Here is a 12,032-nt window from a genome sequence, read left to right on the forward strand (position 1 = left end):
CTGCTCTACTCGACCCGATGTATTGTCTGTACCCGTTGCATCCGCTTCTGCGATGAAGTGGCAGGGACCGGCGAACTTGGGCTGATCCACCGGGGTTCACACGACGAAATTGATATTCCACGCGACCATGATGAGAATCCGCTCCGGTTGCTCGACAATAAACTCGCTGGCAATGTCGTGGATATCTGTCCCGTTGGGGCACTGATTAGCAAGGATTTCCTTTTTAAGTCGCGTCCATGGTTTATGAAGCAGGTCAATAGTGTCTGTCCGGGCTGTAGCGTCGGCTGTAATATCACTGTTGATTATAAAGAGGATGGGCTTTATCGAATTCAGCCGCGGTTCCACGAGGATATCAATCAACACTGGATGTGCGATGACGGACGGCTCGGTTATCATTACGTTAATAGCGAAGATCGGCTCAAGATTCCGATGAAGCGCGTAGATGGCGAATTCGTTCCAACCTCGTGGGCGGATGCGCTGAATCTTATCGTGGAAAAATTCTCTGAGACAGATCCCGAATCCATCGTTATCGTTGGCTCCGCCCAAGGCACCAATGAGGAGAATTACCTGCTAGGCAAATTAGCTCGTGAAGTCCTCAAAACGGAGTCGATCGGTCTGTTTGGACGTGAACTGGGTGAGGAGCACAAATTCCCGCAATTCACCATTGATGCTGACAAAAACCCGAACACTCACGGGGCACGGGATATGCTCAGGTTGGGAGATGATAACTCCTTGACAGGGGACGCACTTTGGAGTGGAATAGCAAATGCAAAGGTCGTGTACCTTGTGAATGGGGCACCCGAACGTCCGCTTGACGAGACAACGAAACAGGCGTTGGAAGCGGTTGATTTTCTGGTTGTACAGGATATCTTTGAATCCGATGTAGCGCAATTGGCTGATGTCATTCTCCCAGGGGTCACTTTTGCGGAGAAGGATGGCAGTTTCACCAACGCGAAGGGTTGGGTGCAACGGATACATCGGGCTGTTGATCCCCCCGGCGAGGCGCGTGTTGATTGGGAAATTATCCAGCAGTTAGCCAAGCGTTTGGGTGGTGAGATGGATTATCATTTCGCCGGTGAGATTGCGTTGGAGATTGCGGAAAATATACCTGATTATCAAGATGCTACGCACCAGAATATTGGGGATGGTGGAGTCAATCTCGCTAGCGGAGACAGTTGACGACCTTCATGATGAAAGCGAAATGAAATTAGATTCAAGCCAAATCTCAGAGATTGGTAATTATTTCAAAGATAAGCCGGTTTGGTGAAGCTGCCAATTCTTTTACAGATGAATTCAAATGAAGATTCTCGGACATAGAATGGCGAGCGATTATAGGATTGAGAAACATCTGAGTCCACCACTATTTTGGAATTGATGAAAATGTGGTTTAGGGAATTATTCAGAAAGATATTCCAGAACTGAAGGCGAAAGTCGTAGGAATTTTGGGAAGTCTTGAAAACAAAGTTGTCTCAGAATCCAGATAGGGAGAGATATGGACTTACCATTTCACGTTTTAATCATTAGTTCACTCATCAAAATTGTTGTCGTCGTTCATCTGCTGCTCATCGGCGTTATGGGGATGATTCTTGCCGAGCGGAAAGTGAGTGGATGGATTCAGGACCGACACGGTCCCAACCGCGTCGGACCTTGGGGTATTTTGCAGCCGATTGCCGATGGCGTAAAATTTCTGCTGAAAGAGGACCTGATTCCAGACCATGTGGATAAACCGATCTATCTACTCGCACCTGCGATTATTTTGGTGCCGGCTCTAGTTACCTGCGGTGTTGTTCCCTTCGGCAGCTCAATAACAATCTCAGGCTACGAAATCCCTCTGCAAATTGCCGATATTAATATCGGGGTTCTGTATATTCTGGCAATCACCTCTTTGGGGGTTTATGGTGTCGTGCTTGGTGCCTGGGCATCGAATAACAAGTATTCGCTACTCGGTGGCTTGCGCTCCTCCGCACAGATGATTAGCTATGAGTTGACGTTGGGGCTTTCGCTTATCGGCGTTCTTATGCTTTCAAGTTCATTAAGCCTCCGGGAGATCGCAATCCAACAAGGGAGTTATCCCTGGACTTGGAATTTCCTCATCCATTTTCCTGCCTTTTTAGCCTTTACCACCGCTGCCTTTGCAGAGACCAATCGTCTCCCCTTCGATCTCGCCGAAGCGGAACAGGAACTTGTCGGCGGATACCATACAGAATATAGCAGCATGAAGTTCGCTATGTATTTCATGGCGGAGTATATGCACATGATTGTCGGCTCGGCGGTGGCTGTTACACTCTTTTTGGGTGGTTGGCATTTCTTCGGATTGGAAAAGGTCGGCGGTCCCTTCTGGAGTGGTGTGATTTCATTTGGAATCTTCTTCGCCAAAACAGCATTTTTCCTCTTTGTCTTTATCTGGGTGAGATGGACATTGCCCCGATTCCGGTATGATCAGCTTATGAATCTCGGCTGGAAATTTCTACTGCCTATTGCCCTAACAACAATCGTTGTAACGGGGACAGTTTGGGCGTTCACACAATCGAAGCTCCTTGTGGGCATACTAAATGTCGTCGCCGCCTCCATCGTTGTTGCGATCGTATCAACCACATTGGTGATGACGCGGGAACCTGAACCGGTTGATGATAGAGGTGTTCTGAGCTTTACCGAAGAATCTTCATCTTAATAACTACCACAGGCTATAACAAGCCTCTGATTTACAAGGATATACATGGCTGAACAGATTCTGTTTATTATTTTTGGGGTACTAGCCGTTGGTTCTGCGATATGCGTCATCGCATTTAGGAATCCGATTCACAGTGCGCTCGCATTAGTCCTAACCTTCTTCTCATTGGCAGGACTGTTTATCTCGTTGGGAGCGTACTTTGTTGCTGCTGTGCAGGTGATTGTCTATGCCGGCGCAATTATGGTGCTATTCCTGTTTGTGATCATGTTGCTCAATTTAGGGAGGCTTCAAGCAGTACGCCAAATCAACAAGACAAAGGTGTTCGCCGTCATTGTAGGGATTCTATTGGCAGCAGAAGCAGTTTACATCGGAATCAAAGCGTATGATGGCACTGCTGTTGCACCTTCTCAGGATCGAATCCAAGCGACTGGTGGGGTGATTACTTCAGAACAGCTGAATCAGATTGCGACGATTGAATCCACCTATCAACTTGACCGTGCAGAAATCAATAGCACGTACGTGCCGGAGATTGCCGAACAAAAAAACACCGTAGAAACGCTCAGCGCAAGTGAAGCGAATCAACTCATCGCAAAACTTCAGGGAGAGATGGGCAAACCTGAACGGATTGGCACGATACTATTTACGAAGTTTCTATTGCCTTTTGAGGTCACATCGCTTGTATTGCTTGCAGCTTTAATCGGTGTCATTGTGCTGGTTAAACGTGAAGATCCAGATACGGTGGCTTAATTGTAAACTAGGAATTGAAATATGGCCTTGCAATACTATCTTATTTTAAGCGCGTTGCTCTTTACTATCGGGGTGATTGGTGTGCTCATCCGAAGAAACGCAATCATTATTTTTATGTGTATTGAACTGATGCTCAACGCGGCAAATCTCGCTTTTGTCGCAATCGGTCGAGAATTGGGGGATGCTTCGGGACAGATCTTTGTGTTCTTCGTCATGACTGTCGCTGCCGCTGAAGTCGCCATTGGGCTCGCTATTATCGTGAGTGTTTTCAGACACCGTGAAACGATTAACATTGATGAAATCAACTCGATGAAGGGATAGGCGCATCTGAAATGTCGAAAGACTTAATAACTTTACTTCTGATTTCCCCACTGATTGGGTTTCTAATCAATGGGCTGTTCGGGAAATGGCTGAAAAATGTGAGTGGTTGGATTGCCTCCCTTGCGGTGCTGATATCGTTCATTATCAGTGCGTTCTTTGTATTTCCCGCGGTGCGCGGCGGTGGAGAACTAAAGGAAACGCTCTACGAATGGATCCCCATAGAATCTCTGAATATCGGCTTCCATGTTGACGCACTGACCACAGTAATGCTCCTCGTCATCACAGGGGTTGGCTTGCTCATCCATATCTATTCGATCGGCTATATGAGCCATGATTCGGGGAGAGCGCGTTATTTTGCCTATCTCAACCTGTTTGTGTTCGCGATGTTAATCCTCGTTTTGGGGAATAATTATCTGATGATGTTCATCGGTTGGGAAGGCGTTGGTCTCTGTTCTTATCTATTGATCGGTCATTGGTTTGAAAGAAAATCTGCCACCGATGCCGGCAAGAAAGCTTTCATCGTCAATCGAATCGGCGACTTTGGTTTTCTGCTTGGGATGTTCACCCTGTTTGCGGCGTTTGGCACATTGAATTTTGACCAGATGTTCGGACTCGCCGAAACCAACACCTATGAGCAGGTTTTCGGGGCAAGCACACTCATCATTGCAACGCTACTTCTTTTTGTCGGCGCAGTAGGCAAGTCCGCACAAATCCCCCTCTACGTTTGGCTCCCCGATGCGATGGAGGGTCCGACCCCTGTTAGTGCATTGATTCATGCTGCCACGATGGTCACGGCTGGTGTCTACATGGTCGCCCGGTCATCAATCCTGTTTAACCTAGCGCACACAGGTATTGTCGTCGCTTGGATCGGCGTTCTCACCGCCCTATTCGCTGCAACGATGGCATTGGCTGCAAATGACATCAAGCGAGTGCTAGCATATTCGACTGTAAGCCAACTCGGTTATATGTTCGTGGGTGTGGGGGTTGGTGCGTATACCTCTGGGATCTTCCACTTGATGACACACGCTTTCTTCAAAGGACTGATGTTCCTCACCGCTGGCAGCGTGATGCACGCTATGTCAGATGAACTGGATATGCGGAAGATGGGCGGGCTGAAATCGAAGCTACCGATCACCTATTGGACATTCCTCATCGGTGCGCTTGCAATTGCGGGTTTCCCATTCTTGAGCGGTTTCTGGAGTAAAGATGAAATACTACACAACGCTTGGGATGGTGGGCACCAAATAATTTTTGGGATTGGGCTGCTTACAGCGTTCCTTACGGCGTTCTATATGTTCCGTCTAATCTTTGTAGTCTTTCATGGTGAGTCGCGCGTCGATTCAGAGGTCGAGTCACACCTCCACGAATCGCCACCGGTGATGTGGATCCCGCTCGTGTTGTTAGCAATCCCTTCTCTAATTATCGGTGCAATCGTCGGTTGGGGCGGAGAGCATAGCGCGATTCATAATTTCTTGGGAAGCGTGACAGGATTTAAACATCATGGTATATCAGATCACAGCAATCCGGTCCCCTTTATGATTATTTCATCCATCGTTGGCATCGCAGGTATTCTAGTGGCTTTGTTCATATATCGCAGCAAGGCGCCCGTCGATGAACCGACGAACCCGCTGCACAAACTCCTCGCTAACAAATACTACATCGACGAAATCTATAACGCTGTTATTGTGCAGCCGATACGGGGCGTGTCCCACTATCTATTCTGGAAGATCATGGATGTCGCCATCATTGACGGGCTTGTGAATCTAACCGCATTTATCGTCCGCGGCATTGGTGGCTCGATTCGACGACTCCAGACGGGGATTGTCCAAGCCTACGTTGTATCAATGGTCATAGGCATCATCATTTTCTTGGGGTATTACCTGTTTATTCGATGAAGGGGCGGGTATCATGGACAAGAACACTGGAGAGCTCGAAAAAATTGCACCAATCAATATGCGGGACTTTAGGGAGAAAAGCGATGAGGTCTATGAGAAGTTGAAGTCTGAATTGGAAGAGAAATATTACGGGCTTATCGTCGCCATAGAACCCTACAGTGGAGATTATTTTGTCGGCAAAAGTGTTATTGAGGCGGGTGACAAGGGGAAACAAAAGTATCCGGATAAGATCTTTCGTTTTGTTCGCCCGGGGTTTCGGGCCCTGCGCCGAGACCGGGGAAGGGTGCCGGTTTAATGCGTGGATATTTTGACGATACTGGGCAACCACGCACTACTGTGCTTTTATCTGGTAATCGCGGAGAAACGACAATTGATGCCCTGATTGATACGGGATTTGATGGGGCTTTGTGTGTGCCCATCCCTGCTGCAATTCCATTGGGGCTTGAGCTATACGGCGATCACTATTATGAACTCGCGGATGGGACAGTTAGGCATGATGTAACATTTCAGGGAATCGTCTATTTGGACGAAGAAGCGTGTCAAATAGAGATTTCTCTCACGGAATCTGAGGACGCATTACTCGGAAGTGAACTCTTAGATGGTTATGTTTTAGAAATTGACTACGGTAATCGCACGGTTGAAATCAGGGAATCACTCATAAATCGTGAAGCGTAAGGACCTTTACGCATTACACTTCGGAGGTTATACTTGTTACTTTCCGCAGTTATCTTTTTACCACTGCTCGGCGCAATTTTAATTGCCCTTGCGAGGCACATCTTAGGTGAGTCAGGGCTTAAATGGATTGCACTGATCGTTACGCTGCTCACTTTTGCCGTGTCGCTATCCCTCTACACAGGGTTTAACGCAAGCACGCATGAGATGCAGTTTAAGGAGGAACGCACCTGGATTGAGGGGCTTGGCATAAGCTACCATCTCGGTGTTGACGGCATCTCGCTCTGGTTGGTTCTGTTGACCACTTTTATGACGCCGATTTGTGTGCTAGCAGCATGGAATTCGATAGAAAAAGGTGCCAGCGGATTCATGATTTCCTTGCTCATGCTCGAAACGGCGATGCTTGGTGTGTTTTGTGCGTTAGACCTCTTCCTCTTTTTTGTGTTTTGGGAGGCGATGCTCATCCCGATGTACCTACTGATTGGCATCTGGGGCGGACATCGGCGCATCTACGCGACTATTAAGTTTGTCCTATATACGATGGCGGGCAGTGCGTTGATGCTTGTCGGGATTTTGTACCTCTATTTCCAAAATGATAATAGTTTCAACCTGATGACCCTGTACGGCAGATCATTATCGCATCAGAATCTACTATTTTTGGCGTTTTTCATCGCCTTTGCCATCAAGGTGCCGCTTTTCCCCTTCCACACTTGGCTTCCCGATGCACACGTTGAAGCACCGACGGTTGGCAGTGTTATTCTCGCGGGCGTATTACTGAAAATGGGGACATACGGCATCGTCCGCTTCTGTATGCCACTTTTCCCGGAGGGTGTTGCAGCGTATACACCACTGATCGCAACGTTGTCTGTGATTGGTATAATTTACGGTGCATTGGTAGCGATGGTGCAACCAGACCTTAAGAAACTGGTTGCCTATTCAAGTGTGAGTCATTTGGGATTTGTTGTGCTTGGACTTTTCGCACTCAACCATCAGGGCGTACAAGGCGGTATTCTTCAAATGATTAATCACGGATTAAGTACCGGCGCACTTTTCTTGCTCGTCGGGATGATCTATGAACGCAGGCACACCCGCATGATTGCCGACTTTGGTGGACTGTCAAAACAGATGCCGATTTTCGCCGTATTTTTTATGATTGTGACGCTTTCATCGATTGGATTACCCGGTTTGAACGGATTCGTCGGGGAGTTTATGATTTTGCTCGGCGGCTTTATGTCTGATTCGTTCTCTAAAGTGTACGTCATTATCGCTGCAACCGGTGTGATTTTGGCAGCGGTGTATATGCTCTGGATGTTCCAGCGTGTTATGTTTGGCAAACTCGATAACCCAAAAAATCAAACCTTGACCGATTTGAGCTTGCGCGAAATCGTTGTACTGGTTCCAATAGTGGTGTTCATCATTTGGATTGGCGTTTACCCCAAACCGTTTCTGAACCGAATGGAAAAATCAGTCAGTCAAGTGTTAGAACAGAGCAGATCCACGGCGGCGGTCGAGGCAGCTGCCCCTGCAATTGTACTGGACACCACAACAAAAGAGGCAAAAAAGATTGACGAATAAACACCTATTTTTCCCCTTGACACTTCTCGGTGTCATTGGACTTATTCTCTTACCGACAATTGGTTTTGCAGCTGCAGCTGGCGATGGTCACGACGACCACACCGCACATCACGGTGTAGATGGATCGAAGCTGCCCCTTTGGAGCGTCATTCCGTTTATCGGTATGCTGCTCTCCATTGCAATTATCCCACTCATTAACTTCCATTTCTGGGAGCATAACTACGGAAAAATTTCGCTAGCGTGGATTGTTATTTTCTCTATTCCCTTCCTTATTGGCTACAAGGGCGATGGATGGTATGAAATTGTCCATATTGTCTTGCTTGATTACGTTCCCTTCATTATCTTATTGGCCGCGCTTTTCACATGCGCGGGCGGAATTTGTCTGAAAGGCTCGTTGCGAGGTTCCCCTGTTGTAAATACCGTGTTGATTGCAATAGGAACCGCCTTGGCAAGTTGGATGGGAACAACCGGGGCGGCAATGTTGCTGATTCGTCCGATACTTCGGGCTAACGAATGGCGCAAGCATCGTGTTCATGTTGTTGTCTTTTTCATATTCCTCGTAGCCAATATCGGTGGTTCACTGACACCGTTGGGCGACCCACCGCTGTTTCTCGGATTCCTCAAAGGAATTGACTTCTTCTGGACAATGGCATTGCTCCCGGCGATGATACCGGTGGTAATCTTACTGCTAATTATATTCTTCATTTTCGATACGGTTTTGTTCAAGAAAGAAGGAACGCCGCCGGACGACGGGGAAAAAGAGCCACTCCGCCTCCAAGGTGTTTGGAATTTCTTGCTTATCGTCGGCATCATCGCTGCGATTCTGTGGTCCAAATCACTCGCCGATGGTCCTTTTAAGGATCATTCGGTTGCGGAGAAAATGGCTCCCCAGATAAAAACCGCAGAAGAAAAGATGGACGCAACAAAGGCAAAACTCGATACGTATGTCAAGGAACATGAAAACGACACAACCATAAAATTTGACAAATCCAATCACGAACACTACGAATTGCGGAAAAGCCACCTTCACGCCAAGGCTAAAGTCAATAGCTTGCGTGCACAAAAAACCCACGATGAAAACCGCGGTATCTCGATCTTCGGTGTAACTGTACCCTATTTCAATTTAGTGCGAGACGGTTTGCTCCTCTTGATTGCATTTATCAGTCTGTTGTACACGCCAATGTATAAAACCGTGAAAGATGAGCATGGACATAATCTGCCTGAATCGAGTCAGTTAGAAACAAATGTCCGTGCGGCAAACGGTTTTACGTGGGAACCAATCCTAGAGGTTGCCAAACTATTTATCGGCATTTTTGTCTGCATGATTCCAGCTTTGAAAATCTTGCAAGCGGGCATTGATGGAAGCCTTAGCAGCATAGTGCTTGCTGTCCAAACGACAACGAATGACCCGGTCAATGCGATGTATTTCTGGTTGACAGGCGTACTATCAAGTTTTTTAGATAACGCACCGACTTACGTTGTCTTTTTTAACACAGCCGGTGGGGATCCAACCTCGCTCATGGGTCCAATGTCGCAGACGTTGCTGGCAATTAGTTGTGGTGCAGTGTTTATGGGGGCTAACACTTATATCGGCAATGCACCAAACTTCATGGTCAAAGCGATTGCTGAGGAAAACGGCGTCAGGATGCCAAGTTTCTTCGGATACATGCTTTGGTCGGTGGCGATTTTGGTTCCTGTGTTTGTGATTGTAACATTTGTGTTCTTTGTGTAAGGATGGACCTATCTGTTCATCTAAGATTGGAGGATTTGAATGACAATTAACTGGCAACTGCTGATGCCCGAATTGATCATTATTTTGACCTTTATCCTCGTCGTAATTTTTGATCTGTTCAATTCGCTTCAAAAGACGTTTACCGCTTGGATCACAATCGTTGGCTCCGCCATTGCGCTATATGTTTCCATTGATATGTTGCAAGTTGGCACGGAAGGCACAGAATTTAGCAATATGATTCAGGTGGATAAATATTCCCTCTTTTTCAATGTTATATTCTTGGTCTCAACGATTCTGGTGGTTCTCATTTCAATGAACTACTTGGGACGCCAAGATAGGCGGCAGGGGGAGTATTACCTGTTAATCCTTTTGGCAACGTTGGGCATGATGTTGATGGCTTCAGGCAATGAGTTAATTGTTGTCTTCCTCGGCTTAGAACTGATGTCGCTATCGCTTTACGTCCTCGCCGGTTATTTCCAAAGGAGTATGGCGTCAAGCGAGGCTGGAATGAAATATTTGCTACTTGGCGCATTTGCGAGTGGATTTTTCCTGTACGGTATTGCGTTAATCTATGGGGGGGCAGGGACGACCAGCATTCCTAAAATTGCCTCCGCTTTAACCGTAGATGCAAAGTCACCACTGCTACTGTCCGGTATGTTTCTGCTTGTTGTAGGATTCGGATTCAAGGTAGCACTTGTGCCGTTTCATCAGTGGGCACCCGATGTCTACGAAGGCGCACCGACTTCAATCGCCGCATTTATCTCCGCCGGACCAAAAGCGGCGGGGTTTGCTGCGTTCCTGAGAATCTTCATGGACGCGTTACAGAACCTCCAATCCGAATGGATTATCCTTATTACAATCCTTGCCGCACTCACGATGACTGTTGGCAACTTGGTCGCCATTGCACAGCGAAATATTAAGCGTATGCTCGCTTATTCAAGTATTGCCCATGCTGGATACGTCTTGGTCGGATTGGCAGCAGCAAACAAAGACGGAATCTCCGGCGCGATGTTTTACCTGTTTGTCTATTGTGTCATGAATATCGGGGCTTTCGGCGCGGTGATTCTTGCAAGAACAGAGGATGGGGAAAGTCTTATGATTTCCGATTATGCCGGACTGGGGTTCAAAAAACCGCTGCTCGCTCTGTTCATGACGTTGATGCTGTTATCTCTCGCTGGGTTTCCACCGACAGCGGGATTCGTCGGTAAGTTCTACATTTTCCGATCTGCGGTCGAATCTGGACAGATCTGGCTCGTGATTATCGGCGCGATTAACACTGCGATCTCTGCGTTCTACTATCTCCGTGTTGTTGTAGCGATGTACATGAGAGAGCCGGAAGCGGAACTCGACTTTCTCGCCTATCCACGTCTACTCATCGTTGCGCTGACCCTCGCAGCGATCGGTGTGGTCCTAATTGGTATTCTGCCATCATACTTCCTGAGTCCAGCCCAAATTAGTACGTTCTTATAGGAACACGACAATGGCTAAGCTGATACGGGGTAGCGATTGGAATAGTATGGATCTGGCTTCAATTGGCATCACCCTTGTGCTGGCAATTGGAATGGGATCTGGATTAGGTTGGTGGATCGGTGGCAAACTGGGCAACCAAACAATTGGCTTAATTACTGGCTTTATTGTGGGAACTGCGGCAGGATTTATTGAGATGTTTCGCGCCGTTTCTCGGTGGAATAAACGCATGGAACACCAAGAGCAAGTTGAAAACTCACGGAACGGAGCGGATCAAGCAGCTGTAAAGGATTCGGAAGAGGAGTCGTAAAGTGATTGCCCGAACGCCTTTTGAAGTAGATGACCGATTTCTACTGCAGGTCTATCGTCTAACGACTGTTCTTGCGCTCATTGCAATGCCAATCCTTTGGGCGGTGTACGGTCTGCCAGCCAGCTTGAGCTTTGCTATCGGCAGTCTTTTGAGTTTGAGCGCGATCTTGTCATTGGAGTTTATCATCCGTCGCATGGTTAAGCCCGGCGGTTCGGCGGGGACAAAACGTTGGCTGGGATTCATCGCGTTAGGAAAGTACACAATCATCTTTGTCGGATTTTATCTCTTGACGAAAGCAAATTGGCTGAATGTCTACACCCTTGCAGCGGGAATTGGACTGGTGCAAGTTGTGATTATTCTCAAAGCAATCGTGATGATGATAGGTGTTCTAACAAAAAAATAATACAACAGGAACGAAATGAAGAAGACATTTCACACACTATTTTCTATTTTGCTGCTGTCGCTGCTCGCTTGTAGTGTCGGTTTGGCGGCTGAAGACGCGCATCGATCGTGGTTAAGTCCAATATCAAAAATTCTTCCGGATGAGATAGTTCCAGAGCCACAGCGTTGGCATCAGCCGGATCTCATCCCCAACGCTTACTTCATAGTACTGGTTATTGCGCTGCTTTTTATCATTTCGAC

At 47.3% G+C, this 12,032-nt stretch carries 13 protein-coding genes; all 13 read left to right on the forward strand.

Annotation, left to right across the window (positions count from 1 at the left end; all coding sequences use genetic code 11):
• On the forward strand, window positions 1-1,179 hold a 1,179-nt coding region (locus J4G02_14000; GenBank protein MCE2395687.1), incomplete at its 5' end, for a molybdopterin-dependent oxidoreductase.
• A gap of 313 nt (window positions 1,180-1,492) precedes the next feature.
• Window positions 1,493-2,671 (forward strand): NADH-quinone oxidoreductase subunit NuoH, encoded by a 1,179-nt coding sequence (nuoH, locus tag J4G02_14005; protein MCE2395688.1) that lies wholly within the window; start codon window positions 1,493-1,495, stop codon window positions 2,669-2,671.
• A gap of 45 nt (window positions 2,672-2,716) precedes the next feature.
• Window positions 2,717-3,418 carry an NADH-quinone oxidoreductase subunit J gene (locus J4G02_14010; GenBank protein MCE2395689.1) on the forward strand — a complete coding sequence of 234 codons (702 nt, stop codon included), beginning with the start codon at window positions 2,717-2,719 and terminating at the stop codon, window positions 3,416-3,418.
• A 21-nt stretch (window positions 3,419-3,439) separates the two neighbouring features.
• On the forward strand, window positions 3,440-3,739 hold the full coding sequence (nuoK, locus tag J4G02_14015; protein ID MCE2395690.1) for an NADH-quinone oxidoreductase subunit NuoK: 300 nt from the start codon (window positions 3,440-3,442) through the stop codon (window positions 3,737-3,739).
• A gap of 11 nt (window positions 3,740-3,750) precedes the next feature.
• Window positions 3,751-5,634, forward strand: a complete 1,884-nt coding sequence (gene nuoL, locus J4G02_14020; GenBank protein MCE2395691.1) for an NADH-quinone oxidoreductase subunit L — start codon at window positions 3,751-3,753, stop codon at window positions 5,632-5,634.
• A 13-nt stretch (window positions 5,635-5,647) separates the two neighbouring features.
• Window positions 5,648-5,929 carry a hypothetical protein gene (locus J4G02_14025; GenBank protein MCE2395692.1) on the forward strand — a complete coding sequence of 94 codons (282 nt, stop codon included), beginning with the start codon at window positions 5,648-5,650 and terminating at the stop codon, window positions 5,927-5,929.
• Window positions 5,929-6,309 carry a clan AA aspartic protease gene (locus J4G02_14030; GenBank protein MCE2395693.1) on the forward strand — a complete coding sequence of 127 codons (381 nt, stop codon included), beginning with the start codon at window positions 5,929-5,931 and terminating at the stop codon, window positions 6,307-6,309. The genes J4G02_14025 and J4G02_14030 overlap by 1 nt, the downstream gene beginning before the upstream one ends.
• 33 nt (window positions 6,310-6,342) lie before the next feature.
• The gene (locus J4G02_14035; protein MCE2395694.1) at window positions 6,343-7,881 is read left to right on the forward strand and encodes an NADH-quinone oxidoreductase subunit M; all 1,539 of its coding nucleotides are present in this window, start codon (window positions 6,343-6,345) and stop codon (window positions 7,879-7,881) included.
• Window positions 7,871-9,613 carry a sodium:proton antiporter gene (locus J4G02_14040; GenBank protein ID MCE2395695.1) on the forward strand — a complete coding sequence of 581 codons (1,743 nt, stop codon included), beginning with the start codon at window positions 7,871-7,873 and terminating at the stop codon, window positions 9,611-9,613. The genes J4G02_14035 and J4G02_14040 overlap by 11 nt, the downstream gene beginning before the upstream one ends.
• 39 nt (window positions 9,614-9,652) lie before the next feature.
• Window positions 9,653-11,083 (forward strand): NADH-quinone oxidoreductase subunit N, encoded by a 1,431-nt coding sequence (locus J4G02_14045; protein ID MCE2395696.1) that lies wholly within the window; start codon window positions 9,653-9,655, stop codon window positions 11,081-11,083.
• Window positions 11,084-11,093: 10 nt separating this feature from the next.
• Window positions 11,094-11,390 (forward strand): AtpZ/AtpI family protein, encoded by a 297-nt coding sequence (locus J4G02_14050; protein MCE2395697.1) that lies wholly within the window; start codon window positions 11,094-11,096, stop codon window positions 11,388-11,390.
• Window position 11,391: 1 nt separating this feature from the next.
• On the forward strand, window positions 11,392-11,793 hold the full coding sequence (locus tag J4G02_14055; protein MCE2395698.1) for a hypothetical protein: 402 nt from the start codon (window positions 11,392-11,394) through the stop codon (window positions 11,791-11,793).
• Window positions 11,794-11,808: 15 nt separating this feature from the next.
• Window positions 11,809-12,032: hypothetical protein (locus J4G02_14060; protein MCE2395699.1), on the forward strand; the 224-nt coding region annotated here is incomplete at its 3' end.

It is taken from the genome of Candidatus Poribacteria bacterium, from assembly GCA_021295755.1.
GTDB lineage: Bacteria > Poribacteria > WGA-4E > WGA-4E > PCPOR2b > PCPOR2b.

What these genes read in the sequence shown, in the direction of transcription:
- nuoK (MCE2395690.1), top strand. Translation starts at nt 3,440, where the DNA reads ATGGCCTTGCAATACTATCTTATTTTAAGCGCGTTGCTCTTTACTATC.
- J4G02_14050 (MCE2395697.1), top strand. Translation starts at nt 11,094, where the DNA reads ATGGCTAAGCTGATACGGGGTAGCGATTGGAATAGTATGGATCTGGCT.
- nuoL (MCE2395691.1), top strand. Translation starts at nt 3,751, where the DNA reads ATGTCGAAAGACTTAATAACTTTACTTCTGATTTCCCCACTGATTGGG.
- J4G02_14010 (MCE2395689.1), top strand. Translation starts at nt 2,717, where the DNA reads ATGGCTGAACAGATTCTGTTTATTATTTTTGGGGTACTAGCCGTTGGT.
- J4G02_14025 (MCE2395692.1), top strand. Translation starts at nt 5,648, where the DNA reads ATGGACAAGAACACTGGAGAGCTCGAAAAAATTGCACCAATCAATATG.
- J4G02_14030 (MCE2395693.1), top strand. Translation starts at nt 5,929, where the DNA reads ATGCGTGGATATTTTGACGATACTGGGCAACCACGCACTACTGTGCTT.
- J4G02_14045 (MCE2395696.1), top strand. Translation starts at nt 9,653, where the DNA reads ATGACAATTAACTGGCAACTGCTGATGCCCGAATTGATCATTATTTTG.
- nuoH (MCE2395688.1), top strand. Translation starts at nt 1,493, where the DNA reads ATGGACTTACCATTTCACGTTTTAATCATTAGTTCACTCATCAAAATT.